At 51.2% G+C, this 26,248-nt stretch carries 23 protein-coding genes; 17 read left to right on the top strand and 6 right to left on the bottom strand.

The genetic code is table 11. From position 1 onward, the window contains the following. The first annotated feature begins 31 nt into the window (after positions 1–31). Positions 32–1,147 carry a diguanylate cyclase AdrA gene (gene adrA, locus D9738_RS12875; RefSeq protein WP_130260319.1) on the top strand — a complete coding sequence of 372 codons (1,116 nt, stop codon included), beginning with the start codon at positions 32–34 and terminating at the stop codon, positions 1,145–1,147. Positions 1,148–1,163: 16 nt separating this feature from the next. Here adrA and proC read toward each other — a convergent pair whose 3' ends face one another. Next, positions 1,164–1,973: a pyrroline-5-carboxylate reductase gene (gene proC, locus D9738_RS12870; RefSeq protein WP_130206189.1), complete on the bottom strand. Its 810-nt coding sequence runs from the start codon at positions 1,971–1,973 to the stop codon at positions 1,164–1,166. 119 nt (positions 1,974–2,092) lie between these two features. On the opposite strand from proC, the gene D9738_RS12865 reads away from it, so the two are divergent. The 7 genes from D9738_RS12865 (at position 2,093) to D9738_RS12835 (ending at position 7,662) form a co-directional block, all read left to right on the top strand. Next, positions 2,093–2,551, top strand: coding sequence for a YaiI/YqxD family protein (locus tag D9738_RS12865; protein ID WP_130223265.1), 459 nt, complete (start codon positions 2,093–2,095; stop codon positions 2,549–2,551). Between the two features lie 182 nt (positions 2,552–2,733). Next, entirely contained in the window at positions 2,734–3,279 is a 546-nt protein-coding gene (gene aroL, locus D9738_RS12860; RefSeq protein ID WP_130223263.1) for a shikimate kinase AroL, read from the top strand. Between the two features lie 28 nt (positions 3,280–3,307). Beyond that, a complete protein-coding gene (gene yaiA, locus D9738_RS12855; protein ID WP_130206195.1) occupies positions 3,308–3,499 on the top strand; it encodes a protein YaiA in 192 nt (63 codons plus the stop codon). Between the two features lie 253 nt (positions 3,500–3,752). Continuing rightward, on the top strand, positions 3,753–4,430 hold the full coding sequence (locus tag D9738_RS12850; RefSeq protein ID WP_130206197.1) for an AroM family protein: 678 nt from the start codon (positions 3,753–3,755) through the stop codon (positions 4,428–4,430). 71 nt (positions 4,431–4,501) lie between these two features. Further along, a complete protein-coding gene (ppnP, locus tag D9738_RS12845) occupies positions 4,502–4,786 on the top strand; it encodes a pyrimidine/purine nucleoside phosphorylase (RefSeq protein WP_130206199.1) in 285 nt (94 codons plus the stop codon). A gap of 144 nt (positions 4,787–4,930) precedes the next feature. Next, complete coding sequence (locus D9738_RS12840) at positions 4,931–7,210, top strand: DUF2773 domain-containing protein (RefSeq protein ID WP_130260318.1); 2,280 nt, start codon at positions 4,931–4,933, stop codon at positions 7,208–7,210. Then, a complete protein-coding gene (locus tag D9738_RS12835; RefSeq protein ID WP_130260317.1) occupies positions 7,207–7,662 on the top strand; it encodes a hypothetical protein in 456 nt (151 codons plus the stop codon). Before D9738_RS12840 ends, D9738_RS12835 begins: the two co-directional genes overlap by 4 nt. 82 nt (positions 7,663–7,744) lie before the next feature. Here D9738_RS12835 and rdgC read toward each other — a convergent pair whose 3' ends face one another. After that, complete coding sequence (rdgC, locus tag D9738_RS12830) at positions 7,745–8,656, bottom strand: recombination-associated protein RdgC (protein ID WP_130206205.1); 912 nt, start codon at positions 8,654–8,656, stop codon at positions 7,745–7,747. A 124-nt stretch (positions 8,657–8,780) separates the two neighbouring features. On the opposite strand from rdgC, the gene mak reads away from it, so the two are divergent. Further along, positions 8,781–9,689, top strand: a complete 909-nt coding sequence (mak, locus tag D9738_RS12825; RefSeq protein ID WP_130260316.1) for a fructokinase — start codon at positions 8,781–8,783, stop codon at positions 9,687–9,689. A 234-nt stretch (positions 9,690–9,923) separates the two neighbouring features. On the opposite strand, the gene araJ is transcribed toward mak, so the two are convergent. From araJ to sbcD, 3 genes are all read right to left on the bottom strand, one after another. Next, a complete protein-coding gene (araJ, locus tag D9738_RS12820) occupies positions 9,924–11,108 on the bottom strand; it encodes an MFS transporter AraJ (protein WP_130260315.1) in 1,185 nt (394 codons plus the stop codon). A gap of 125 nt (positions 11,109–11,233) precedes the next feature. After that, positions 11,234–14,377 carry an exonuclease subunit SbcC gene (gene sbcC / locus D9738_RS12815; RefSeq protein WP_130260314.1) on the bottom strand — a complete coding sequence of 1,048 codons (3,144 nt, stop codon included), beginning with the start codon at positions 14,375–14,377 and terminating at the stop codon, positions 11,234–11,236. Beyond that, positions 14,374–15,576: an exonuclease subunit SbcD gene (gene sbcD / locus D9738_RS12810; RefSeq protein WP_130206213.1), complete on the bottom strand. Its 1,203-nt coding sequence runs from the start codon at positions 15,574–15,576 to the stop codon at positions 14,374–14,376. Before sbcD ends, sbcC begins: the two co-directional genes overlap by 4 nt. 189 nt (positions 15,577–15,765) lie before the next feature. Between sbcD and phoB the strand changes: the two genes are divergently transcribed. From phoB to malZ, 5 genes are all read left to right on the top strand, one after another. Beyond that, positions 15,766–16,455: a phosphate response regulator transcription factor PhoB gene (gene phoB / locus D9738_RS12805; RefSeq protein WP_000113933.1), complete on the top strand. Its 690-nt coding sequence runs from the start codon at positions 15,766–15,768 to the stop codon at positions 16,453–16,455. Positions 16,456–16,512: 57 nt separating this feature from the next. Further along, the gene (phoR, locus tag D9738_RS12800) at positions 16,513–17,808 is read left to right on the top strand and encodes a phosphate regulon sensor histidine kinase PhoR (protein ID WP_130206215.1); all 1,296 of its coding nucleotides are present in this window, start codon (positions 16,513–16,515) and stop codon (positions 17,806–17,808) included. A 405-nt stretch (positions 17,809–18,213) separates the two neighbouring features. Next, positions 18,214–19,533, top strand: a complete 1,320-nt coding sequence (brnQ, locus tag D9738_RS12795; protein ID WP_130206217.1) for a branched-chain amino acid transporter carrier protein BrnQ — start codon at positions 18,214–18,216, stop codon at positions 19,531–19,533. Between the two features lie 75 nt (positions 19,534–19,608). Continuing rightward, on the top strand, positions 19,609–20,982 hold the full coding sequence (gene proY, locus D9738_RS12790; protein WP_130223251.1) for a proline-specific permease ProY: 1,374 nt from the start codon (positions 19,609–19,611) through the stop codon (positions 20,980–20,982). A 154-nt stretch (positions 20,983–21,136) separates the two neighbouring features. Then, positions 21,137–22,954 carry a maltodextrin glucosidase gene (gene malZ, locus D9738_RS12785; RefSeq protein WP_130260313.1) on the top strand — a complete coding sequence of 606 codons (1,818 nt, stop codon included), beginning with the start codon at positions 21,137–21,139 and terminating at the stop codon, positions 22,952–22,954. A 4-nt stretch (positions 22,955–22,958) separates the two neighbouring features. On the opposite strand, the gene acpH is transcribed toward malZ, so the two are convergent. Next, positions 22,959–23,540: an ACP phosphodiesterase gene (gene acpH / locus D9738_RS12780; protein WP_130206223.1), complete on the bottom strand. Its 582-nt coding sequence runs from the start codon at positions 23,538–23,540 to the stop codon at positions 22,959–22,961. Between the two features lie 92 nt (positions 23,541–23,632). On the opposite strand from acpH, the gene queA reads away from it, so the two are divergent. Genes queA through yajC form a run of 3 tightly spaced genes read left to right on the top strand, consistent with a single transcriptional unit; the run spans position 23,633 to position 26,240 of the window. Continuing rightward, positions 23,633–24,703, top strand: coding sequence for a tRNA preQ1(34) S-adenosylmethionine ribosyltransferase-isomerase QueA (gene queA, locus D9738_RS12775; protein WP_130206226.1), 1,071 nt, complete (start codon positions 23,633–23,635; stop codon positions 24,701–24,703). A gap of 54 nt (positions 24,704–24,757) precedes the next feature. Then, positions 24,758–25,885, top strand: a complete 1,128-nt coding sequence (gene tgt / locus D9738_RS12770) for a tRNA guanosine(34) transglycosylase Tgt (protein ID WP_000667317.1) — start codon at positions 24,758–24,760, stop codon at positions 25,883–25,885. Positions 25,886–25,907: 22 nt separating this feature from the next. Next, entirely contained in the window at positions 25,908–26,240 is a 333-nt protein-coding gene (gene yajC, locus D9738_RS12765) for a preprotein translocase subunit YajC (RefSeq protein WP_000007629.1), read from the top strand. The last annotated feature ends 8 nt before the right edge of the window (positions 26,241–26,248 follow it).

The following is a 26,248-nucleotide window of genomic DNA, read 5'->3' as shown; positions in this document are numbered from 1 at the left end:
CATCTCTATAATTTGGGAAAATTGTTTCTGAATGTTCCCAAAAATAATGAATGATGAAAATTTTTTCAAAAAAGCGGCGGCACACGGGGAGATACCACCATTAGCTCCTCAAAACGAACATCAGCGATCCGGGCTGCGCTTCGCCCGTCGCGTCAGACTACCGCGAGCGGTAGGACTGGCTGGGATGTTCTTACCAATCGCCTCGACGTTGGTTTCGCACCCGCTGTCAGGCTGGTGGTGGCTGGTGTTGGTTGGCTGGGCATTTGTCTGGCCGCATTTAGCCTGGCAGTTGGCGAGCAGGGCCGTTGATCCGCTTGGCCGGGAAATATACAACTTAAAAACTGATGCAGTGTTAGCCGGTATGTGGGTAGGCGTGATGGGCGTAAACGTGCTGCCTTCGATCGCAATGCTGATGATTATGTGCCTGAATTTGATGGGGGCAGGGGGCCCCCGTCTGTTTGTCGCCGGTTTGGTGTTGATGGTCGTTTCCTGCCTTGTCACACTCGAACTCACGGGGATCACGGTGTCGCTCAAGAGTGCGCCGCTGGAATGGTGGCTCTCCCTTCCCATTATCGTCATTTATCCTCTGCTGTTTGGCTGGGTCAGCTACCAGACAGCGACCAAACTGGCTGAACATAAACGACGATTGCAGGTCATGAGTACCCGCGACGGCATGACGGGCGTTTACAACCGGCGTCACTGGGAAATTATGCTACGTAATGAGTTTGATAACTGCCGCCGACACAATCGCGATGCGACGCTATTGATTATTGATATCGACCATTTTAAGAGTATCAACGATACATGGGGTCACGATGTCGGTGATGAAGCAATCGTTGCCCTTACCCGACAGTTACAAATTACCCTGCGTGGCAGCGATGTGATTGGTCGTTTTGGTGGTGATGAATTTGCGGTAATTATGTCAGGTACGCCAGCCGAAAACGCCATTACCGCCATGTTACGTGTGCATGAAGGATTAAATGCATTACGCCTGCCAAATACGCCGCAGGTGATATTACGGATAAGCGTCGGTATCGCGCCGCTGAATCCGCAAATGAGTCACTACCGTGAGTGGCTGAAATCGGCTGATATGGCGCTCTACAAAGCAAAGAGAGCCGGACGTAACCGTACTGAAGTGGCGGCCTGACGTCCAGCGAGAGTCATCAGGACTTGCTGAGTTTTTCTGATTTTTCCATACACTTCGTCATCGCTTCGATCACAGCGGAACGGAATCCTTTCTCTTCCAGAACGCGTACCGCTTCAATGGTTGTGCCTCCTGGTGAGCAGACCATATCTTTCAAGGCGCCCGGATGTTCGCCGGTTTCCAGCACCATTTTCGCGGAACCCATTACCGCCTGGGCGGCAAACTTGTATGCTTGCGCGCGTGGCATCCCGCCCAGCACGGCGGCGTCGGCCATCGCTTCGATAAACATAAAGACATAGGCTGGCGAAGAACCGCTCACGCCAACCACTGGGTGGATCATCGGCTCAGCAATGACTTCCGCCTCGCCAAAGCAGCGGAAAATATTCAGCACATCGGCAGTATCTTCGGGAGTGACCAACGCGTTTGGCGTTACGGATGTCATCCCGGCGTTGACCAACGCGGGGGTGTTCGGCATGGCGCGAATAATTTTCCGGTCGTGACCCAGCGCCCGGGCAAGTTGGTCGAGCGTAACGCCTGCGGCGATAGAAACCACCAGAGAGTCTTTATTCAGGCTGGAAGTGATTTCGCTAAGGACTTTAATCATGATGCCCGGTTTGACGGCAGCAAAGACGATATCGGTGATTTGCGCCACTTCCTGTGCCGATTCTGCGGCGTTGATACCAAACTGTTCATGTAAGGCGGCAACTTTATCCGGGGAGGGGGTATACACCCAGATTTGCCCTGGAAGGACCTGACCGCTGGCAATCAGACCGCCGAGAATGGCTTTTCCCATATTGCCGCAGCCAATAAAACCGATTTTCTTTTCCATTGCACACTCCTGCCGTGAATTCATTATTTTGAAAAGCGCCTGGTCAGAAGCATAAACAGAACTATGCCGGAAGGCAAAAGCGCGACACAATAGAGGATTACCCAACAGAGGATAGCCTTATGACAATATGGGTGGACGCCGATGCGTGTCCCAATGTAATTAAAGAGATTCTGTATCGCGCGGCAGAACGTATGCAGATGCCGCTGGTGTTGGTGGCAAATCAGAGTTTACGCGTGCCGCCATCGCGGTTTATTCGCACGCTGCGCGTCGCGGCAGGTTTTGACGTGGCTGATAATGAAATTGTACGTCAGTGTGAGGCGGGCGATTTGGTAATAACCGCAGATATTCCTTTGGCTGCTGAAGCCATCGAGAAAGGCGCGGCAGCACTTAATCCGCGTGGCGAACGGTACACACCTGCGACTATTCGTGAACGTCTGACGATGCGCGATTTTATGGATACCCTACGAGCCAGCGGCATCCAGACCGGAGGACCAGATAGCCTTTCGCAACGTGACCGCCAGGCATTTGCGGCTGAACTTGAAAAATGGTGGCTGGAAGTTCAACGTAACCGTTCGTAAATGTAATATATTGTTTACACTTCTTTCTCGCTCATTTCTTGATATAGTAAGGAATGTATTGAAGTTCGCTCCTTAAGTGGAATTATTTCTTTACAATCGAAATTGTACTAGTTTGATGGTATGATCGTTATTCTTACGAAACCGGCTTTCGCCGCATTGCGACCTTTTGGGGAAAACCCACGATGACACAACCTCTTTTTCTGATCGGGCCTCGGGGCTGTGGTAAAACAACGGTCGGAATGGCCCTTGCCGATTCGCTCAACTGTCGGTTTGTTGATACCGACCAATGGTTGCAATCACAACTCAATATGACGGTAGCAGAGATCGTCGAAAGGGAAGAGTGGGCAGGATTTCGCGCCAGGGAGAGCGCCGCTCTGGAAGCAGTTACTGCACCATCCACCGTTATCGCGACGGGCGGCGGTATTATTCTGACGGAATTTAATCGCCACTACATGCGTAATAACGGGATTGTGGTTTACTTGTGCGCGCCGGTGTCAGTGCTGGTAAATCGTCTGCAAGCAGCGCCAGAAGAGGATTTACGGCCAACACTCACAGGAAAACCGTTAAGTGAAGAAGTTCAGGAAGTGCTGGAAGAACGCGATGCATTATATCGTGAAGTTGCGCATATTATCGTCGATGCTAACAACGAACCCAGTCAGGTGATCTCTGAAATTCGAACCGCTTTGGCACAAACGGCAAACTGTCATTGTCCTGGCACCTATACTTAATGTTCATCCCGTGAAATAAGGAAGAACAATGCCAACGAAACCGCCTTATCCCCGAGAAGCCAGAATTGTTACGGTAGAAAAAGGCCAGCAAGGACAGACTGTGACCTGGTATCAGCTGCGAGCCGATCATCCCAAACCAGACTCTTTGATCAGCGAACATCCTACGGCCCAGGAGGCGATGGATGCTAAAAAACGCTATGAGGATCCTGATAAAGAGTGACCGCATCAGACTGCTCGGAAGGGACTCTGAGTGCTATTGCAACGGACCTGCATCACACTTTTCACAATTCATGTTTTTCAAATAATTAGAATATTAAACAATAACAATCCATTACTGGAACTATTGGGAATCTTTACATTATGCCGTGCGCGTCTGCTGCTACGCTTTTTTGCATTTGTAGCATCGGCAAGCGCCCGCTGTGGTGCTTAGTATTTGCCCGGTAATTAACGACGAAAAAGAAAGGTGGAAGACAATGAGCGCGTCGTTGGCGATTCTGACCATCGGCATTGTACCAATGCATGAAGTTTTGCCGCTTCTGACGGAGTACATTGACGAAAATAATATTTCCCATCATAGCCTGCTGGGGAAATTAAGCCGCGAAGAGGTGATGGCGGAGTATGCGCCAGAAGCAGGCGAAGAAACTATTCTTACATTATTAAATGACAACCAGCTGGCCCACGTTTCACGCCGTAAAGTGGAGCGTGATCTACAAAGCGTGATTGAGGTACTCGATAATCAGGATTATGACGTTATTTTGCTAATGAGTACGGCCAACATTAGCAATATGACAGCGCGAAATACGATCTTCCTCGAGCCTTTGCGCATTCTCCCACCCTTGGTTTCCTCCATTGTTGAAGGTCACCAGGTCGGTGTTATTGTTCCAGTAGAAGAGCTTTTGGCCGTTCAGGCGCAAAAATGGCAAATTTTGCAGAGAACACCACTATTCTCGCTGGGAAATCCCATTCATGATTCTGAACAGAAAATCGTTGATGCCGGGAAAGAATTGCTGGCGAATGGCGCGGATGTCATCATGCTGGATTGTTTAGGATTTAATCAGCGTCATCGCGATTTACTGCAAAAAAAGCTCGATGTACCTGTTTTGCTCTCTAACGTATTGATTGCCAGGCTGGCGGCGGAATTGCTGGTGTAATTTTACGTGACAGTTAGCACCTTTGGCCCCTATAGTGAAGAAGATGTTAAACCACCTGACAGGGCCAGTTTATGCTTCAAAGTAACGAATACTTTTCCGGAAAAGTGAAATCGATCGGCTTTACCAGCAGCGATACTGGCCGCGCCAGCGTCGGTGTGATGGTTGAAGGTGAATACATGTTCAGTACTGCGGAACCCGAAGAGATGACGGTGGTCAGCGGGGCGCTGAATGTTTTGCTGCCTGGCGCTACCGACTGGCGCGTGTATGAAGCTGGTGAAGTATTTAATGTTCCCGGCCACAGCGAGTTCCATCTGCAAGTTGCCGAACCGACCTCCTATTTGTGCCGCTATCTGTAATATCGCGCCTTCCCGTCTGAATGGGAGGGCATTTTTCTGAAATATTCCTTATTTCACGAATAATAAAATCTCCATTGCTGCTAATTTTTCTATTTTCGATATATTCATAATCTATCAAGGTTGATATTAATATCAGTGAAAATTATGAATAAAATAAAAATATTGATCATCTGTATGGTTGTATTTATTGCCACCGAAAATGTTTACGCTGCAAAGTGGATCACGAGCGATGATCTTATTAAGTCAGATTTCCATATCATGACCGCAGAAGAACGTAATGGAGTTAAAGAGGAAACCGATGATAGTATGGAAGCCTCTTATATGCTTAAAAATAACATTCGTTGGTATTATCATAATGGAGATTTATCAATACCCAGCAATTTTAGTAATAAGCATACCCTGGTGGTCAAGGGGAATTTAACCATTAATGGTGATTATGATGATTATTCGGCAGGTGATGGTCAACTCATTGTGTTGGGCAATGTGATTGTCGATAACTTTATTAATCATGATTTCGCATACGTCAAAGGTGAGATGCAAGCGAAAGGTTTAGTCTATGCTGATTATAATGATCATAACTTTGAAGTAATGAAAGGTATTACGGCTCGCGGAATTATTGTTTCAGACAAGGCGACGCAATTTGAGGTTAATAACGCTGAGTTTTATATCAACGAAGATACCAGCAATGAAAATTATGACTGGGATGCGAATATTCGAAAAGCGTATTCGCTGTTTGAGCCCGATCTCTATGAGATTACTGAAATTGAAACCGACAATGTTTTAAATGCCTATCCTGATTATGACAGTGTAGCGGCCAGTATTGTCCAGGGATTGCCGTTGTTTCGCGATAAACCTGTATCGGGGTTAAGTGAAAAATTGCAGTGGATTGAACAGGGCAAGGTCGAAAAATTTGCGGCTGGCAACGTTAAGCATGAAGATCCGCTGGTGGCGCGTTTTCTGACTCGCATGGAGAGTCTACCAACTGATGTTATGCTGCAATTGCTACAGCATCCTGATGACCAGACACGAGAATATATGGCGCAGCGTTGGCCCGCCAGGCAAATGCATTTACTCACCGCGCCTTTTATTAAAGACCAGGCAGTGGCGAAAGGACTGATTAAAAACAGCCATATTTCACCAGAAGTGAATGAAAAATTAATGTCGACGCCTGTCGAGAGCGTCCAACTTGAGCAGGCCAGACAGGATAATCTTTCTCCGGAAATCATTGCCCTATTAAGTCAGAGTCCGTTTCCGATTGTGCGTAAGACGTTAGTCAGCCAGTACGATTACGCATGGCTGGCGCCTGCATCCGTGGTGGATGAACTGATAAATAGCGATGATGATGAACTACGCGAACGAATTGCTGGTGCCGATTTGACTACACGACAAGCTGTGGCGCTGAGTAACGATCAATCACTTAAGGTCCGTGAAGCCGTAGCTCATGCCCTTGCGGAACTCAAAGTTACGCGGCTTTCTGCAAACATGAGTATTCCCGATATTGAACGTATTGCAGATCAAATGTATCTCGATAATAAAGACCATAAAAATATCGTTATGGCATTATTTATTGCTTTACCTGAAGCGCGCCAACTGTCGCTGGCAAAAGAAGATATACAATATTTACGTGAAGGTGCGCGTTATCTGACGTCAACTGAAGTGATTAACTATCTCCTGACACATCATGATAACCCCGCTGTCTGGAATAAATTAGCACACGATAAACTGCTGCCGTTGGAATATAAGAAAAAATTGTGGCAGCGCACATTGCAATTAATGATGAGCAAACGGCAAGAAGATCAGGAGCAGGCGTATGATATACAATTGGAACTGATTGATAATGGCATAATAGATGAAGCAATGCTCAATGACGCCATCGATTTGCTGCCTGATTTACCGGCTGAATATCGTTACCGGATGCGCAATCAGTTATTTGATAAAAATGATTTACCCTCAGAGATTATTGCCCGTCTTGATAAGCAATATCGCTTTAATGCTGACTGGGCGCTGTCTGTTACAGACATGGCAAATAGTAATCGTAGGCAGTGTGATAGAGGATTACGTCGCTGGAATGATGATGATAGCGTTATTTTAATCGAGCTGGATAAGCTGACAGATAAGCCTGATGATGAGTTTTGGCTGGCATTACTGCAAAGTCGGCATGAACAATTACGTAAAACGGCGTTGATTAATGCGCATACGCCGACTTCTGCATTCACAGCATTGGTTACACCGCAGGATCGTCAGGGAGCGATTGCCAATCCGCAACTGCCTGCTGAGGTGAAAACGGCGTGGTTAAAAGAGGATCCGTCATTACTGTTATTTGCCGATCATCCTGATCCACAACAATTACGTGAATTAGTTAAAACCGGATCGACACGGAAAATTCGTAGTGAAGCGCGCAATAAGCTTGAGGAATTAAAATGAGGTCACGGCCCTGGAGTAAATTACAGCGGGAAATCTATGATTTACTGACGCCGACCATCAATCTGCAAATTCACTGTACCCGTTATCCAATGCGCAGCCAAAATGGTGGAAGCACCGATTTGCCGCGTTACTGGATCACTCTGGATCAAGATGTTATCTGGGATTATCCAAAAGATTTTGTCGCGGGTAATCATGGAGTGCGAAATTTTCACGGCGAAACTTGCTGGTATCCTTACCTGACGGATATTTGTTCAATTTCTAATTTATTGCGTGAATATATTGATACACCGAAAGCGGAGCTGTTAACGAAACAGTTTGCCAGTGATAAGTGGGGGTTAGTGAATATTCTGCGTGCTGCCGACAGGCGAATCGGGACGAGGCGGTTAGATCAGTTACGGCGTAAAACACACAATATTGCAGCGTTAAAAATCATCATCCGACGTAGCGAATGATTAGATTAATGCCTGGCATGGCTTCGTACGCCGGATAAGACGCACCGAGGCGTCGCATCCGGCATTGAAGGCAAACCAGCTATTAACGTTGCGCTTCGCCGCCCAATCCTTCGATCAGGTTTTGAATTAACGCTGCCAGTTCGCCGGTCATCAGGATGAAATCGGCGTCAAAACGCTGGGCAAAATCTTCGCGGTCGATATCTTCGTTTTGATCGCGCAGCTCGTCGCAGAACTTCAGGCGCTTGAGCGAACCATCGTCGCACATCACAAACTGAACGCGTTGCTGCCAGTCGAGCGCCAGTTTAGTCACCACTTTTCCGGCTTCAATGTGATTGGTGATCTCTTCGCTGGTCAGATCTTGTTTCTTCGCGCGGATCACGCCGCCATCTTCCAGCAGCGATTTCAGCTCGGCTTCATCAAGCAGCTGGAAGCCCTGTGCCGCGCTGCCGGAGCGTACCCATTCGGTCAGCGTCAGTTCAATCGGGTTTTCCATGCTCAATGGCACAACCGGTAACGACCCCAGGCTTTTACGCAGCAGTGCCAGCGTATCTTCCGCTTTTTTGGCGCTGGCGCAGTCCACCATGATCAAACCGTTCACCGTGTCGATCCACATCATGGTTTGGCTGAAACGGCTGAAGGCGCGAGGCAGCAGAGAGTGCAACACTTCATCTTTCAGCGAATCTTTTTCGGTTTTCTTCAGCTTACGCGCCTGTTCCGCTTCCAGTTTGGCGATTTTCGCTTCCAGCGCCTGTTTAATCACCGGAGACGGGAGGATTTTTTCTTCTTTGCGCGCGCAGATAACAATTTGACCATTGGCAACGTGCGTTAACGCATCGCTGTGTGATCCCATCGGAGGAACCCAGCCCATCTTCGCCATATCCTGGCTGCCGCATGGGGTAAATGCCATCGAGGCTAGCTGTTTTTCCATCTCTTCTGCACGCAGCGAAATCTCGCGGCTAAGACGGTAAACCATTAAATTTTTGAACCACAGCATGATAATTTCCACGGCCTTGTCGTTAAATTTAGCGGGCATGATAACGAATTGTCGGCAGCCTTGCATTGCCAATCCGGTTGTCCGTCTCTACGCTATTGATATTGAAAAAAATAAGGAGAGTACCGTGCGTATAGGTATCGATTTAGGCGGCACCAAAACTGAAGTGATTGCACTGGGCGATGCAGGGGAGCAGTTGTACCGTCATCGTCTGCCCACGCCGCGTGATGATTACCGCAAGACCATAGAAACGATCGCCACGCTGGTAGAGATGGCGGAGCAGGCGACGGGGCAGCGTGGAACAGTGGGGATGGGGATCCCCGGCTCGATTTCACCCTATACCGGCGTGGTGAAAAATGCCAATTCAACCTGGCTTAATGGTCAACCATTCGATAAAGACTTAAGCGCGCGGTTGCAGCGGGAAGTGCGGCTGGCAAATGACGCCAACTGTCTGGCGGTTTCGGAAGCGGTAGATGGCGCGGCAGCGGGAGCGCAGACGGTATTTGCTGTGATTATCGGCACGGGATGCGGCGCGGGCGTGGCATTCAATGGGCGGGCGCATATCGGCGGCAATGGCACGGCAGGCGAGTGGGGACACAATCCGCTACCGTGGATGGACGAAGACGAACTGCGTTATCGCGAGGAAGTCCCTTGTTATTGCGGTAAACAAGGCTGTATTGAAACCTTTATTTCGGGTACCGGATTTGCCACAGATTATCGTCGTTTAAGCGGACATGCACTGAAAGGCAGTGAAATTATTCGTCTCGTTGAAGAAAGTGATCCGGTTGCCGAGTTGGCATTGTGTCGCTATGAGCTACGACTGGCGAAGTCGCTGGCGCATGTGGTGAATATTCTCGACCCGGATGTGATTGTCCTGGGCGGAGGGATGAGCAATGTTGACCGTTTATATCAAACAGTTCCACCGTTGATTAAACAATTTGTCTTCGGTGGCGAATGTGAAACGCCGGTACGTAAGGCGAAACATGGTGATTCCAGCGGCGTACGCGGCGCCGCATGGTTATGGCCACAAGAGTAAAAAAACCAGGCAATTGGTGCATCATGCCTGATGCGACGCTTGTCGCGTCTTATCAGGCGTACAAAATAAGCAGCCGTAGGCCGGATAAGGCGTTCACGCCGCATCCGGCACCGTGCTCAGATGCCTGATGCGACACTGGCGTGTCTTATCAGGCCTACAAAATGAGCATCCCGTAGGCCGGATTAGGCGTTCACGTCGCATCCGGCAACAAGTAACGTGCATTGTGACTGCAACCTATCTCAGTGGTTTCGCCAGCACCGGACTCTCCGCTACTTGCTGGCGCTTATAGCGACCATACAGCAGCAATGAGGACATCGCAGCAAACGAGAGCAGGGCGGCAGGTAACGCCACGTAATTATACGCCAGCCCCAGCGTCAGCATCATCCCGCCGCAATAAGCACCCACGGCGCTACCGAGGTTAAACGCTATTTGCCCACCCGCGGCACCTAATAACTCCCCACCTTTGGCATTTTGCAGTAACAATATTTGCAGCGGTGCTGAAAGGGCAAATAATCCCGCGCAACAAATAAAAGCAAAAATAAGCGACGTTGTTTTCATGCCGCCGAAGAAAAAGAGCATCAACAGTGCCAGCACAATAATAAAGTCAGTCACTGCCGCAATGCGTAGCGGCGAGTAACGTCCGGAAATCCGGCCACTTAGCATATTCCCCAGCACCATCCCCAGTCCGACCAGCATCATAATGAAGGTCATCGCCGTTTCCGAAAAACCGGAAATAAACATCATGTAAGGTTTAACGTAACTAAACCAGGCAAACACACCTGCGTTGCCAAACATCGTGGCGGCGAAAATTAACCACGGGGCCGGGCTGCGCAAAAAGTGAAATTGTTCGCGCAGCTTTCCTTTCGCCTCGTCGCGAATATCCGGTACCCAAAAATAGACCGATGCCATCACCGCAATATTAAAAACAGCGATCAATAAAAAGGTGTAGCGCCAGCTAAATTCCTGACTTAAATACGTCCCCAGCGGAATGCCCAGCAGATTGGCGACCGTCATCCCGGAAACCATACCCGCCACGGCGGCGGTGACTTTGCCGGGTTGGATAATTTTCGATAACACGATCGCCCCGACGCCAAAAAATGCGCCATGCGGAAAACCGGAAACCAGGCGGCCAATGGCGAGCATCAGGTAAGACGAAGAGAGAGTAAACATGGCGTTGCCAATGACGCACAACGCCACCAGAAACAACAAGATATGTTTGAGTGAGTAGCGACTGGAAAAAAGCGCGATTATCGGCGCACCGACCACCACCCCCAGCGCATAATACGAAATCATATGCCCGGCGGCTGGAATCGAAATTCCCACATTATGCGCCAGCTCCGTGAGCACCCCCATAATGCCAAATTCAGCCATCCCCAGGCCAAATGTGCCGAGTGCCAAAGATAAAATAACTTTTTTCATACCACCATCACAACCAACAGAGCAGCTACGAATCACCGTAGCCAATAAAGTGATAGCTTGCAGGATAACGACCAGCCGGGCCAAGAGATAATTCGCCCCTCTGTATTCATTATCCTGCTGAATAGTTATTTCACCGCAAACGCGCTTTCCAGTTTACTGTAGCCCAGTCCGTTGATCTTCTTCACTTTAATCTGCACCGGAATACGCTCTTTCATCGCTTCAACGTGGCTAATCACCCCGATGGTTTTACCACTGGCGTTCAGGGCATCCAGTGCGTCAAGGGCGGTATCCAGCGTTTCGCTATCCAGCGTGCCGAAACCTTCATCGAGGAACAGCGAGTCAATACGCGTTTTATGGCTGACCAGATCCGAAAGCGCCAGCGCCAGCGCCAGGCTCACGAGGAAACTTTCGCCGCCGGAAAGCGTACGGGTATCGCGTACCGCATCTGCCTGCCAGGTATCGACAACTTCGACCTCCAGCGCCTCGCTGGCTTTACGCTGTAACAGGTAGCGACCGTGCAGCCGGGTAAGTTGCTGGTTAGCCAGATGGACCAGATTGTCCAGCGTCAGCCCCTGAGCGAATTTACGGAATTTATCGCCCTCTTTGGAGCCAATCAGCGAATTAAGATATCCCCAGTCCTCAACCTGCTGCGTCGTCTGTGCAATTTGCTGCATTAAGGTTTGTTGTTGCTGACGGTTGTCTGCATCCTGCTTCAGCTGCTGGCGAATTTCCCCCTGGCGAGTGGTGTTTTCACGCAACTTTTGGTGAGTTTGCGCTAACTCTTGCTGAATCTGTTCCACCGTCACCGTGAGATCCAGTCTGCCAGGTCGGTGTTGCTGATGCTGTGCCAGTGTTTCAGCTGTCTGAGTGGCCAGCGCTTGTGCCTGACGACGCTGGTTTTCCAGATTCTGTTTCAGCTGTTCCAGCTGAGTTAGCGTCTGCTCATCCATTAACGCCGCAAGAAATGCCTGCTGATCGTCAAAAATGCTGTCCTGTAGCGCGGTGTCAAACTGCGCCTGAACTTTTTGCAGACTTTGCGCTGCCAGAACTTCCTGTTGCTGCAACGTTTGCTGCTGGCTTTGCAACGCGAGGCATTGTTCGTGAACTTGCCGCCAGTTTTCCAGCGCCACAGTTTCTTCGCTGTGCGGGAGTTCATCATTTTGCGGCAACGTTTCCAGAATCGGCGTCAGCTGCTGAATAAGGTTTTGCAGCGCGGTTAATTCGTTCTGGCGTTGCTGCCAGCTCTGCGCTTCTTGCTGACGTGTCGCCAACCAGCTCTCTTCTTCCTCTTCCTGTGGCAATGTCAGTGCATAACCCGCCAATGCCGTTAAGAGTTGCTGCTGGCGTTGTTCAATTTGCTGTTGATACTGGATAATTTGCTGATTATGCGCGGCAATCTGCCCTTGTAATTCATGCCGTTGGCTGAGTAATCGCAGCTGGCGTTCGTGCTCATCTTGTGCATCTAGCCACGGTTGAATATCGTCCTGTGGCTGTAAGGTGATATTGAGGCTGGCCGTGACGGCTTGCCATTGTTGAGTAAGTGCTTGCTCATCTTGTCGGAGGCTTTGCGCTTCGTTTTCATCACGCTGAAGCTGCTTCGTTAATGCATCCAGTTGCCCGCGCAGCGCCGCGCCTTCTTCGCCGAGCTTTTTCACTTCGTTTTCCAGCGTTAATAGCCGGGCCTGATTAACGCCCGGTTCCAGCGCCTGATACGCCTCGACCGCCGGGTGGCTGGTGGAACCACAAAGTGGACAAGGCTGACCTGCCTGTAACTGCGCGCGCTGGGCTTCCAGCGTTTTAATGCGAGCTTCCTGCTCGCAAATGGTTTTGACATCGGCAAGTTGCTGCGTCTTTTCTTTATAACGCTGGCGCATTTCGTTAAGTGCGGCATTACGTTGCGTCTGTTCCAGAGTGACATTCTGGATAGCGACCTGTAACTGCGCCAGACGTTTTTGTTGGGGAACAATCTGCCCATGCAGCGCAACCAGGCGTTGACGCAGTGGGCGTTGCTCAGCATATTGCGCCTGGGCGCTAGCAACTTCATCGGCGGTTAACGTCAACGTGATCGCCGCAAGCGCATTAAGTTTTTGCTCAGAATGGGTTAACTGTTGCTGCCATTGCCGCAGATGCTCGCGATCGCTGGTTTGTTGGGAGAACTGCGCACGCCAACCTGCCAGTTCGTTGTTCCACTGACGGAAGCGATCGTGTTCCTGTAACCAGGCATTCAGGCTTTGTTGCTGCTGCTGTAATTCTGCTGACTGCTTCGCCGCGTGGTAGCGAATGCTCGCGCGAAGCGCCATTGTGCTCTGTAAGCGAGTATTTACTTCTTCAATCTGCTGGCGAGTATGCGCCAGCGCCGCGCTGTGTTCTGCGATTCGTTCCCAGTGCGGACGAAGATTTCGTGCCGGTTGCGCCAGACTGAGGGCCGCCAGTTGCGGTTGTGCTTTTTCTTCCTCGGCTAACGCCTGTTGCAGTGCCTGCTGACGGCGACTGGCTTCCTGCTGCAACTCGTCCTTACGCGTTAACCAGTTAAGTGATTGTTGTTCTTGCTGCTGCGCACTGAGTAACCGTTTCTCTTCGTCAGTGAGTACCTGCAAACTATCTGTAAGCGATTGCAGCTGTTCTGGCGCTAATAACGCAACGCCGCTGGCCTGCGCTTGCAGTTTCTCCAGCTCAGTACGGGCCGATTTATGCTGTTCAAAAACCATTGCGGAGATTTGCCCGTAGATTTCGGTGCCGGTTAACTCCTCGAGCAATTCCGCGCGTTCTTTTGGTTTGGCATTCAGGAAGGCAGCAAATTGCCCTTGTGAAAGCAGCATCGAACGGGTGAAGCGCCCGTAATCAAGCCCGGTTAACGTCGCCGTCAGTTCCAGCTTATCTTTCACTTTGTCGGCGAGAATTTTGCCGTCTGCGCAGCGCGCCAGCTCTACGCGTGGCACCTGCAAATTACCGTCCGGCTGGTTACGCGCCCGATTCTGGCTCCAGAACGCGCGATACGCTTCACCTTTCACTTCAAATTCCACTTCCGCCAGACATTCGGCGGTATCGCGGGTCATGAGATCATTTTGTGATTGCGAAACGTTAGAGAGGCGCGGGGTTTCGTGATACAGCGCCAGACAAATGGCATCGAGTAGGGTCGTTTTTCCCGCACCTGTTGGGCCGGTAATGGCAAACAGCCCGTTGCTGGCGAACGGCTCGCGGGTGAAATCAATCTTCCATTCGCCTTTTAATGAGTTCAGGTTTTTCAGGCGCAGGCTGAGAATTTTCATGCTTCGTGTTCTCCGGCGAGGGTCTGCAACGTCGTGGCGAAAAGATTCTGTAGACGTTGCTGCTGCGATTCATCCAGTTCTTCCAGTGCCAGACGGCGATTGAACACCTCTTCGACGCTGAGTTCGCTGAGGGTTTCACGCTGTTGGCTGGCTAACACACGCTCGCGTTGTTCACGACTCCGGCGTACCAGCAATACTTCGACAGGTAGTGATTCGGTTAATGCCTGGATTTTGCGCTGAATATCATGCAGATACTCATCGGTAGTGATTTCGATATCCAGCCAGACAGGTGGCTCTTGTGATACATCGCGCCACTGTTCCAGCTGTTCGGTAATCGACGCCAGATCGCCTTTCAGCACCGCCATGGGTTGCGTTACCGGTACGTTCAGATTTTCCACGCTCTCTAATTTGCCGTTTGAAAATGTCACCAGATGGACATATTTACTCTTACCGCATTCATCAAAACTCAGTGGAATGGGGGAGCCGCAATAGCGAACATGTTCCATGCCGCCAATAATCTGCGCGCGGTGAATATGCCCGAGCGCGATGTAGTCGGCTGGCGGAAAGTTTTGTGCCGGAAACGCGTCCAGCGTGCCAATATAGATGTCACGCACGGCGTCACTTTTACTGGCACCCACGGTCGTTAAATGTCCCGTGGCGATGATGGGCAGAGGCTGATCGCCGCGCAGTTTGCAGGCATCGGCATAGTGTTGTTGATAATAATCAGTAATAGCTGCCAGCAAATGCTGCTGTTTTTCAATACCGTTAAGTCCCGCCTGGCTGGTAATAATGTCACGCGGGCGTAAAAAAGGAATGGGGCACAGCACTGCGCCTGGCGTCCCGTCGCGACGAGGCAAGATTTGCGGCGCATGTCCGGCGCTGGCGACCACGGTAGTATTGAGGAACGCCATGATATCGCGCGATTCATTCAGCGTGGCGACCGAATCATGGTTTCCCGCCAGTACCACCAGATGACAGCCAGTTTGCTGTAAATTGACAACAAAACGGTTGTATAACGTGCGGGCGTAACTGGGCGGCGAGCCGGTATCGAAAACATCACCGGCAACAATAATCGCATCCACCTGATGGGTTTGTGCTGTCTCCAGCAGCCAGTCAAGAAAAGCCTGATGCTCAGCTTCGCGGCTTTTACTGTAGAAGTTCTGGCCGAGATGCCAGTCTGAAGTGTGAAGGATGCGCATAACGATTCTCTGGCGAAAAAGCATGGGCGCGATTATACCCAAACAGGTGCGCTATTTGCTTTTTTCTGCACCACAGAAATCAATAACCTGAAAGGATGTGCGGCGTGCTTTTCATAAATCTGTCATAAATCTGACGCATAATGACGTCGCATTAATGATCGCAATCTATTTATTACAACAGGGCAAATCATGGCGAGACGTATTCTGGTCGTAGAAGATGAAGCTCCAATTCGCGAAATGGTCTGCTTCGTGCTCGAGCAAAATGGCTTCCAGCCGGTCGAAGCGGAAGATTATGACAGTGCTGTGAACCAACTGAATGAACCCTGGCCGGATTTAATTCTCCTCGACTGGATGTTACCCGGCGGCTCCGGTATCCAGTTCATCAAACATCTCAAGCGTGAGTCGATGACCCGTGATATTCCGGTTGTGATGTTGACCGCCAGAGGGGAAGAAGAAGATCGCGTGCGCGGCCTTGAAACCGGTGCGGATGACTATATCACCAAGCCGTTTTCGCCGAAGGAGCTGGTGGCGCGAATCAAAGCGGTAATGCGCCGTATATCGCCGATGGCGGTGGAAGAGGTAATTGAGATGCAGGGGCTAAGTCTCGACCCGACATCTCACCGGGTGATGGCGGGCGAAGAACCGCTGGAGATGGGGCCGACTGAATTTAAACTGCTGCACTTTTTTATGACGCATCCCGAGCGCGTGTACAGTCGCGAGCAACTGTTAAACCACGTCTGGGGAACCAACGTGTATGTGGAAGACCGCACGGTCGATGTCCACATTCGCCGCCTGCGTAAAGCACTGGAGCCCGGCGGGCATGACCGTATGGTGCAGACCGTGCGCGGTACAGGATATCGTTTTTCAACCCGCTTTTAACGCCTTGCTCATCGGACGCAGAGCAGGGCTTATGATTTCTTAACTGGAGTATCTTACGTGCTGGAACGGCTGTCGTGGAAAAGGCTGGTGCTGGAGCTGCTACTTTGCTGCCTCCCGGCTTTCATCCTGGGTGCATTTTTTGGTTACCTGCCCTGGTTTTTGCTGGCATCGGTAACAGGACTGCTTATCTGGCATTTCTGGAATTTATTGCGCCTTTCATGGTGGCTGTGGGTGGATCGCAGTATGACCCCGCCACCGGGGCGTGGTAGCTGGGAACCGCTGCTGTACGGTTTACACCAGATGCAACTGCGTAATAAAAAACGCCGCCGCGAGCTGGGTAATCTTATCAAACGCTTTCGTAGCGGCGCGGAGTCGCTACCCGATGCGGTGGTGCTGACCACGGAAGAGGGCGGTATTTTCTGGTGTAACGGTCTGGCGCAACAAATTCTTGGTCTGCGCTGGCCGGAAGATAATGGGCAGAACATCCTTAACCTGCTGCGTTATCCGGAGTTTACGCAATATCTGAAAACGCGTGATTTTTCTCGCCCGCTCAATCTGGTGCTCAACACCGGGCGGCATCTGGAAATTCGTGTCATGCCTTATACCCATAAACAGTTGCTGATGGTGGCGCGAGATGTCACGCAAATGCATCAACTGGAAGGGGCGCGACGCAACTTTTTTGCCAACGTAAGCCATGAGTTACGCACGCCATTGACGGTGTTACAGGGTTACCTGGAGATGATGGATGAGCAGCCGCTGGAGGGCGCGGTACGCGAAAAAGCGTTGCACACCATGCGTGAGCAGACTCAGCGGATGGAAGGGCTGGTGAAGCAGTTACTGACCTTGTCGAAAATTGAAGCCGCGCCGACGCAGTTGCTGAATGAGAAGGTTGATGTGCCGATGATGCTGCGCGTCGTTGAGCGTGAAGCTCAGACGCTGAGCCAGCAAAAACAGACATTTACCTTTGAGATTGATAACGGCCTCAAAGTGTCTGGCAGCGAAGACCAGTTACGCAGTGCGATTTCGAATCTGGTCTATAACGCCGTGAATCATACGCCGGAAGGTACGCATATCACCGTACGCTGGCAGCGAGTGCCGCACGGTGCCGAATTTAGTGTTGAAGATAATGGACCGGGCATCGCACCGGAGCATATTCCGCGCCTGACCGAGCGTTTTTATCGCGTTGATAAAGCGCGTTCCCGACAAACTGGCGGTAGCGGGTTGGGGTTAGCGATCGTGAAGCATGCGGTAAATCATCATGAAAGCCGGCTCAATATTGAAAGTACGGTGGGCAAAGGTACGCGTTTCAGTTTTGTTCTGCCGGAACGTTTAATTGCCAAAAATAGCGATTAATCCGCCTTTGTCATTTTTTGTTGCCATAAGCCAGCCGATGCTGGCTTTTTTTCTTTGCAGTCAAAAAACGGGCGCTGAATTTTACAATGTATGGTGATTTTTTGTTCGCATGATAAGCCATATCTTTTTCACGGAAATAGTGTTTTATACTGGTTTGTGATTTCTTATCGTTATATCCCTCTGGTTTTTAGATCCCTCCTTGCTTTAAAACGTTATAAGCGTTTAAATTGCGCTTCAGGTGCTGTCATACTGACTGCATTCACGCGGTAAATCGAAAAACTATTCTTCGCCGCGCCTGGTTGGGAGTATTTCCCGCTAAAATTGTTTAAATATACCGCTGTATCATCCCCAGGGATTGGCACAAAATTTAACGTTACAACACCACATCCACAGGCAGTATGATTTATGACCCATCAGTTAAGATCGCGCGATATCATCGCTCTGGGCTTTATGACATTTGCGTTGTTCGTTGGCGCAGGTAACATTATTTTCCCTCCTATGGTCGGCTTGCAGGCAGGCGAACACGTCTGGACTGCGGCATTCGGCTTCCTCATTACTGCCGTTGGTCTGCCGGTATTAACGGTAGTGGCGCTGGCGAAAGTTGGCGGCGGCGTTGACAGTCTGAGCACACCAATCGGTAAAGTCGCAGGCGTGCTGTTGGCAACAGTCTGCTACCTGGCGGTAGGGCCGCTGTTTGCAACACCGCGTACGGCAACAGTCTCCTTTGAAGTGGGCATTGCGCCGCTGACGGGTGACTCCGCACTGCCGCTGTTTATCTACAGCCTGGTCTATTTCGCTATCGTTATTCTGGTTTCGCTCTATCCGGGCAAGCTGCTGGATACCGTGGGCAACTTCCTTGCGCCGCTGAAAATTATCGCGCTGGTCATCCTGTCTGTTGCCGCGATTGTCTGGCCTGCGGGTTCTATCAGCACGGCAACTGAGGCTTATCAAAACGCTGCGTTTTCTAACGGCTTCGTTAACGGCTATCTGACCATGGATACGCTGGGCGCGATGGTGTTTGGTATCGTTATTGTTAACGCTGCGCGTTCTCGCGGCGTTACTGAAGCGCGTCTGCTGACCCGTTATACCGTCTGGGCTGGCCTGATGGCGGGCGTTGGTTTGACTCTGCTGTACCTGGCGCTGTTCCGTCTGGGTTCAGACAGCGCGTCGCTGGTTGATCAATCCGCGAACGGTGCGGCAATTCTGCATGCTTACGTTCAGCACACCTTTGGCGGCGGCGGTAGCTTCCTGCTGGCGGCGTTAATCTTCATCGCTTGTCTGGTAACGGCGGTTGGCCTGACCTGCGCTTGTGCGGAATTCTTCGCTCAATACATCCCGCTCTCATACCGTACGCTGGTGTTTATCCTCGGCGGCTTCTCGATGGTGGTCTCTAATCTGGGCTTAAGCCAGCTGATTCAGATCTCTGTACCGGTGCTGACTGCCATTTATCCGCCGTGTATCGCACTGGTTGTATTAAGTTTTACACGCTCATGGTGGCATAATTCGTCCCGCGTGATTGCTCCGCCGATGTTTATCAGCCTGCTTTTTGGTATTCTCGACGGGATCAAAGCATCTGCATTCAGCGATATTTTACCGTCCTGGGCGCAGCGTTTACCGCTGGCCGAACAAGGTCTGGCGTGGTTAATGCCAACGGTGGTGATGGTGGTTCTGGCCATTATCTGGGATCGCGCAGCAGGTCGTCAGGTGACCTCCAGCGCCCACTAAATCACTGTAAATTTGTTTTAACCACGGGGCTGCGATGCCCCGTGGTTTTTTATTGTGTTGATGGGTTAGGAATTGATGGAAAGTAAGAACAAGCTAAAGCGTGGGCTAAGTACCCGACACATACGCTTTATGGCACTGGGTTCAGCAATTGGCACCGGGTTGTTTTACGGTTCGGCGGACGCCATCAAAATGGCCGGACCGAGCGTGTTGTTGGCCTATATTATCGGTGGTGTCGCGGCATATATCATTATGCGTGCGCTGGGAGAAATGTCGGTACATAACCCGGCCGCCAGCTCTTTCTCGCGTTATGCGCAAGAAAACCTTGGCCCGCTGGCAGGTTATATCACCGGCTGGACCTACTGCTTTGAAATCCTTATTGTCGCCATCGCCGATGTGACCGCTTTCGGTATCTATATGGGCGTCTGGTTCCCGACGGTGCCGCACTGGATATGGGTGTTGAGCGTGGTGCTGATTATCTGCGCCATTAACCTGATGAGCGTGAAAGTGTTCGGTGAGCTGGAGTTCTGGTTCTCGTTCTTTAAAGTCGCCACCATTATCATCATGATCGTTGCTGGTTTCGGTATCATCATTTGGGGGATTGGCAACGGCGGGCAACCGACCGGTATCCATAACCTGTGGAGCAACGGCGGCTTCTTCAGTAACGGCTGGCTTGGCATGGTGATGTCGTTGCAAATGGTGATGTTTGCCTACGGTGGTATTGAAATTATTGGTATTACCGCCGGTGAAGCGAAAGAGCCGGAGAAGTCTATTCCGCGCGCGATTAACTCAGTGCCGATGCGTATTCTGGTTTTCTATGTTGGTACGCTGTTCGTCATTATGTCTATCTATCCGTGGAATCAGGTAGGTACTGCAGGTAGCCCGTTCGTGCTGACGTTCCAGCATTTGGGGATTACCTTTGCCGCTAGCATTCTTAACTTCGTTGTGCTGACAGCCTCTTTGTCGGCAATTAACAGCGACGTGTTTGGCGTAGGCCGTATGTTGCACGGCATGGCAGAGCAGGGCAGTGCGCCGAAAATTTTCAGCAAAACGTCGCGTCGCGGTATTCCGTGGGTCACGGTGCTGGTCATGACTACCGCGCTGCTGTTTGCGGTGTATCTGAACTACATCATGCCGGAAAACGTCTTCCTGGTGATTGCCTCGCTGGCGACCTTCGCTACCGTGTGGGTGTGGATTATGATCCTGCTGTCGCAGATTGCCTTCCGTCGCCGCCTGCCGCCAGAAGAAGTTAAAGCGCTGAAATTTAAAGTTCCTGGCGGGGTGGCAACGACCATCACTGGGCTGGTTTTCCTGGTCTTTATCATCGGACTGATCGGTTATCACCCTGAAACGCGTATCTCTCTGTACGTTGGTTTTGCGTGGATTGTGGTGCTGTTGATTGGCTGGATGTTTAAACGCCGCCACGATCGCCAGTTGGCAGAAAACCACTAATTCCTGCCTTTTGTCGCCGGATCAGGAGCAAAACCTGATCCGGCTATTCCGAAAGTTATCCACCCCCATCCTCATCCCCCAAATATCCTTCAGATGATGAGTGATCCTGCATTAGGCTATGGCAAGGTGAACACATTTTCATCACAGGGGAATTATGATGTTAAATGCATGGCACCTGCCGGTGCCCCCGTTTGTTAAGCAAAGCAAAGATCAACTGCTCATTACGTTGTGGCTGACGGGCGAAGAGCCGCCACAGCGCATTATGTTGCGCATGGAAAACGATAACGAAGAAACATCAATACCGATGCATAAACAGCGCAGCCAGCCGCAGCCAGGCGTGACGGCGTGGCGGGGAGCGCTCTCTCTCGCCACCGGGCAACCACGGCGGCGCTACAGTTTCAAATTGCTGTGGCACGATCGCCAGCGTTGGTTTACGCCGCAAGGTTTCAGCCCAATACCACCTTCGCGGCTGGAACAGTTTGCCGTCGATGTGCCGGATATCGGACCACAATGGGCGGCGGATCAGATTTTTTATCAGATCTTCCCGGATCGTTTTGCCCGGAGTCTGCCTCGTAATGCCGATCAGGATCATGTCTATTATCATCACGCCGCCGGGCGGGAAATAATATTGCGTGACTGGGATGAACCGGTCACGGCACAGGCGGGCGGATCAACGTTCTATGGCGGCGATCTGGACGGGATAAGCGAAAAACTGCCGTACCTGAAAAAACTCGGCGTGACGGCGCTGTATCTTAATCCGGTGTTTAAAGCACCCAGCGTGCACAAATACGATACCGAAGATTATCGCCACGTCGATCCGCAGTTTGGCGGCGACGGGGCGTTGCTGCGTTTGAGACACAACACGCAGCAGCAAGGAATGCGCCTGATGCTGGACGGCGTGTTTAACCACAGTGGCGATTCTCATGCCTGGTTTGACAGGCACAATCGCGGGACGGGCGGCGCTTGCCATAACCCCGAATCGCCCTGGCGCGACTGGTACTCGTTTCGCGATGACGGCACGGCGCTCGATTGGCTGGGCTATGCCAGCCTGCCAAAACTGGATTATCAGTCGGAAAGTCTGGTGAATGAAATTTATCGCGGTGAAGACAGCATTGTCCGTCACTGGCTGAAAGCGCCGTGGAATATGGACGGCTGGCGACTGGATGTGGTGCATATGCTGGGGGAAGCGGGTGGGGCGCGCAATAATTTGCAGCATGTCGCTGGCATCACTGAGGCGGCGAAAGAAACCCAGCCAGAAGCGTACATTGTCGGTGAATATTTTGGCGATGCGCGGCAATGGTTACAGGCCGATGTGGAAGATGCATCGATGAACTATCGGGGCTTTACTTTTCCGCTGTGGGGCTTTCTCGCTAATACCGATGTCTCTTACGATCCGCAGCAGATTGACGCTCAAATCTGTATAACCTGGATGGACAATTACCGTGCCGGGCTTTCTCATCAACAGCAACTGCGTATGTTTAACCAGCTCGATAGTCACGATACCGCGCGATTTAAAACGTTACTCGGACGGGATGTTGCGCGTCTGCCACTGGCGGTCGTCTGGCTGTTCACCTGGCCTGGTGTGCCGTGTATTTATTACGGCGATGAAGTGGGGCTGGACGGCAATAACGATCCATTTTGTCGTAAACCGTTTCCCTGGGACCCGGAAAAACAAGATACGGAACTATTCGCGCTGTACCAGCGAATGATTGCGCTGCGTAAGAAGAGCCTGGCATTGCGTCGTGGCGGCAGTCAGGTGTTGTATGCGGAAGATAACGTGGTGGTGTTTGTGCGTGTGCTCAATCAGCAGCGTGTGCTAGTGGCAATCAACCGTGGTGAAGCGTGTGAAGTGGTGCTACCCGCATCGCCGTTGCTTAATGTCGCGCAATGGCAATGCAAAGAAGGGAACGGACAACGGGTCGATGAGATCCTGACGTTGCCCGCGATATCAGCCACGGTGTGGATGAATTAATACCCTACAACGCTTTGCGTGACGCCTGCTCCATCATCCGCGGATAAAATTGCCAGAAGCGGGTTTCAAGGGCGTCGTAATGGGTGTCTAAATCGTACCAGGAGTCACGCAGAGCATCCAGACGTGGGCGACGGCTTGCCATGCCGTTTAACACGCTCTGGATGAAATCCATATCGCGATAGCGCACCAGCCATTGCTCTGACCATAAGTAATTATTCAGATTGATAAAGCGCGGCGGTGAGTCCGGCAAAATCGTCATCACTTGTTCGCGGGCATAACAGACAAATTTCTGTAGCGGAAAGTCCGGCGACAGCTGCGACCAGTGGCGGGAAAGAAAGTGATCCCACATCACATCCAGCGTAATAGGCGCAACGCGGCGAGTTTCGTTGCGAAACCACTCCCGCGCTTCGCGGACTTCCGGCAGATTGTCGGTTAACACATCGATACGCCGATGCATATGAATACCTGCAACCACGTCGGGCGGAAAACTTTCGTCAGGATTTCCGCGAACAAAATCAGCCAGTAAATTGCCGGAAAGCGAACTTTCAGCGAGATGGGCTAAATGCAGGTGAGCTAAAAAATTCATCGATTATATTCTATCCAAAGGGGGGTAAAGGTTGCAGGGAGAGCGCCCCGGCACTAGACTACCCGCCTCTTATTTTAGTCTGAGTCAGTGTCATGCGCGTTACCGATTTCTCCTTTGAATTGCCCGAATCCCTGATTGCCCACTATCCCATGCCTGAACGCAGTAGCTGTCGTTTACTGTCGCTGGACGGGCCGACGGGCGCGCTGACGCACGGTACTTTCACCGATTTACTCGATAAGCTCAACCCCGGCGATCTTCTGGTTTTTAACAATACCCGCGTGATCCCGGCGCGTCTGTTTGGGCGAAAAGCTAGCGGCGGTAAAATTGAAGTGCTGGTTGAGCGGATGCTCGACGACAAACGCATTCTTGCGCATATTCGCGCCTCGAAAGCGCCAAAACCGGGCGCTGAATTGCTGCTGGGCGATGACGAAAGCATCAAAGCAACAATGACCGCTCGTCACGGCGCGCTGTTTGAAGTCGAATTTAACGATGAGCGCTCGGTGCTGGATATTCTCAACAGCATCGGCCATATGCCACTGCCGCCGTACATCGACCGTCCGGACGAAGATGCAGACCGCGAACTTTATCAAACGGTTTATAGCGAAAAACCAGGCGCGGTAGCAGCACCGACCGCCGGACTGCACTTTGACGAACCGCTGCTGGAAAAATTACGCGCCAAAGGCGTGGAGATGGCATTCGTGACCCTGCATGTGGGGGCGGGTACGTTCCAGCCGGTACGCGTCGACACCATTGAAGACCACATCATGCACTCGGAATATGCAGAAGTGCCGCAGGATGTGGTTGACGCAGTGCTGGCTGCGAAAGCGCGTGGTAACCGGGTGATAGCGGTTGGCACCACCTCTGTTCGCTCGCTTGAGAGTGCGGCCCAGGCGGCGAAAAACGATCTGATTGAACCGTTTTTCGATGATACACAAATCTTTATCTATCCCGGCTTCCAGTACAAAGTAGTCGATGCGCTGGTGACTAACTTCCATCTGCCGGAGTCAACGCTGATTATGCTGGTTTCCGCATTTGCCGGTTATCAACACACCATGAACGCCTATAAAGCGGCAGTAGAAGAGAAATATCGCTTTTTTAGTTACGGTGATGCGATGTTTATCACGTACAATCCGCAGGCAATTAATGAGCGCGTCGGGGAGTAATTCCGCGGCGCTGGTTTAAACGTTGGACTGTTTTTCTGACGTAGTGGAGAAAAAATGAAATTTGAACTGGACACCACCGACGGTCGCGCACGCCGTGGCCGCCTGGTCTTCGATCGTGGCGTAGTGGAAACGCCTTGTTTTATGCCTGTTGGCACCTACGGCACCGTAAAAGGGATGACGCCGGAAGAAGTTGAAGCCACTGGCGCGCAAATTATTCTGGGTAACACCTTCCACCTGTGGCTGCGCCCGGGTCAGGAAATCATGAAACTGCATGGCGATCTGCACGATTTCATGCAGTGGAAAGGCCCGATCCTTACCGACTCCGGCGGCTTCCAGGTCTTCAGTCTTGGCGATATCCGTAAAATCACCGAACAGGGCGTGCACTTCCGTAACCCCATCAACGGCGACCCGATTTTCCTCGATCCCGAAAAATCGATGGAGATTCAATACGATCTTGGCTCAGACATCGTCATGATTTTTGACGAGTGTACGCCGTATCCTGCTGACTGGGATTACGCGAAGCGCTCTATGGAGATGTCGCTGCGTTGGGCGAAGCGTAGCCGCGAGCGTTTTGACAGCCTCGGCAACAAAAATGCGCTCTTTGGTATCATTCAGGGCAGCGTTTACGAAGATTTACGTGATATCTCTGTTAAAGGTCTGGTAGATATCGGTTTTGATGGCTACGCTGTCGGCGGTCTGGCAGTGGGTGAGCCGAAAGCAGATATGCACCGTATCCTGGAGCATGTGTGCCCGCAAATTCCGGCAGACAAACCACGTTACCTGATGGGCGTTGGTAAACCGGAAGACCTGGTTGAAGGCGTGCGCCGCGGTATAGATATGTTTGACTGCGTAATGCCAACACGTAATGCGCGTAACGGTCATCTGTTCGTGACCGATGGCGTGGTGAAAATCCGCAATGCGAAGTATAAGAGCGACACTGGCCCGCTCGATCCTGAGTGTGATTGCTACACCTGTCGCAATTATTCACGTGCCTACTTGCATCATCTCGACCGTTGCAACGAAATATTAGGCGCGCGACTCAACACCATTCATAACCTTCGTTACTACCAGCGTTTGATGGCGGGTTTACGCAAGGCTATTGAAGAGGGTAAATTAGAGAGCTTCGTAGCTGATTTTTACCAGCGTCAGGGGCGAGAAGTACCACCTTTGAACGTTGATTAATATTAATAATGAGGGAAATTTAATGAGCTTTTTTATTTCTGATGCGGTAGCGGCAACGGGTGCTCCGGCACAAGGTAGCCCGATGTCTTTGATTTTGATGCTGGTGGTATTCGGTCTGATTTTCTATTTCATGATCCTGCGCCCACAGCAGAAGCGCACCAAAGAACACAAAAAGCTGATGGACTCCATCGCGAAAGGTGATGAAGTGCTGACGAACGGTGGCCTGGTCGGTCGCGTAACCAAAGTAGCAGAAAACGGCTACATTGCTATCGCGCTGAATGACACCACTGAAGTAGTTATTAAACGTGACTTCGTAGCCGCCGTTCTGCCGAAAGGCACCATGAAGGCGCTGTAATTAAAATT

It is taken from the genome of Escherichia sp. E10V5 (assembly GCF_004212315.1).
Lineage (GTDB): Bacteria > Pseudomonadota > Gammaproteobacteria > Enterobacterales > Enterobacteriaceae > Escherichia.
Note: the sequence above shows the minus strand (reverse complement) of the source record. Positions and strands in the feature narration are given on the sequence as shown.

Bases quoted from the DNA above. Each gene is read 5' to 3' on its own strand.
- sbcD (WP_130206213.1), bottom strand. From the start codon at position 15,576: ATGCGCATCCTTCACACTTCAGACTGGCATCTCGGCCAGAACTTCTAC.
- D9738_RS12850 (WP_130206197.1), top strand. From the start codon at position 3,753: ATGAGCGCGTCGTTGGCGATTCTGACCATCGGCATTGTACCAATGCAT.
- yajC (WP_000007629.1), top strand. From the start codon at position 25,908: ATGAGCTTTTTTATTTCTGATGCGGTAGCGGCAACGGGTGCTCCGGCA.
- adrA (WP_130260319.1), top strand. From the start codon at position 32: ATGTTCCCAAAAATAATGAATGATGAAAATTTTTTCAAAAAAGCGGCG.
- proY (WP_130223251.1), top strand. From the start codon at position 19,609: ATGGAAAGTAAGAACAAGCTAAAGCGTGGGCTAAGTACCCGACACATA.
- D9738_RS12865 (WP_130223265.1), top strand. From the start codon at position 2,093: ATGACAATATGGGTGGACGCCGATGCGTGTCCCAATGTAATTAAAGAG.
- queA (WP_130206226.1), top strand. From the start codon at position 23,633: ATGCGCGTTACCGATTTCTCCTTTGAATTGCCCGAATCCCTGATTGCC.
- D9738_RS12835 (WP_130260317.1), top strand. From the start codon at position 7,207: ATGAGGTCACGGCCCTGGAGTAAATTACAGCGGGAAATCTATGATTTA.
- D9738_RS12840 (WP_130260318.1), top strand. From the start codon at position 4,931: ATGAATAAAATAAAAATATTGATCATCTGTATGGTTGTATTTATTGCC.
- ppnP (WP_130206199.1), top strand. From the start codon at position 4,502: ATGCTTCAAAGTAACGAATACTTTTCCGGAAAAGTGAAATCGATCGGC.
- tgt (WP_000667317.1), top strand. From the start codon at position 24,758: ATGAAATTTGAACTGGACACCACCGACGGTCGCGCACGCCGTGGCCGC.
- acpH (WP_130206223.1), bottom strand. From the start codon at position 23,540: ATGAATTTTTTAGCTCACCTGCATTTAGCCCATCTCGCTGAAAGTTCG.
- brnQ (WP_130206217.1), top strand. From the start codon at position 18,214: ATGACCCATCAGTTAAGATCGCGCGATATCATCGCTCTGGGCTTTATG.
- aroL (WP_130223263.1), top strand. From the start codon at position 2,734: ATGACACAACCTCTTTTTCTGATCGGGCCTCGGGGCTGTGGTAAAACA.
- araJ (WP_130260315.1), bottom strand. From the start codon at position 11,108: ATGAAAAAAGTTATTTTATCTTTGGCACTCGGCACATTTGGCCTGGGG.
- proC (WP_130206189.1), bottom strand. From the start codon at position 1,973: ATGGAAAAGAAAATCGGTTTTATTGGCTGCGGCAATATGGGAAAAGCC.
- yaiA (WP_130206195.1), top strand. From the start codon at position 3,308: ATGCCAACGAAACCGCCTTATCCCCGAGAAGCCAGAATTGTTACGGTA.
- phoB (WP_000113933.1), top strand. From the start codon at position 15,766: ATGGCGAGACGTATTCTGGTCGTAGAAGATGAAGCTCCAATTCGCGAA.
- malZ (WP_130260313.1), top strand. From the start codon at position 21,137: ATGATGTTAAATGCATGGCACCTGCCGGTGCCCCCGTTTGTTAAGCAA.
- sbcC (WP_130260314.1), bottom strand. From the start codon at position 14,377: ATGAAAATTCTCAGCCTGCGCCTGAAAAACCTGAACTCATTAAAAGGC.
- rdgC (WP_130206205.1), bottom strand. From the start codon at position 8,656: ATGCTGTGGTTCAAAAATTTAATGGTTTACCGTCTTAGCCGCGAGATT.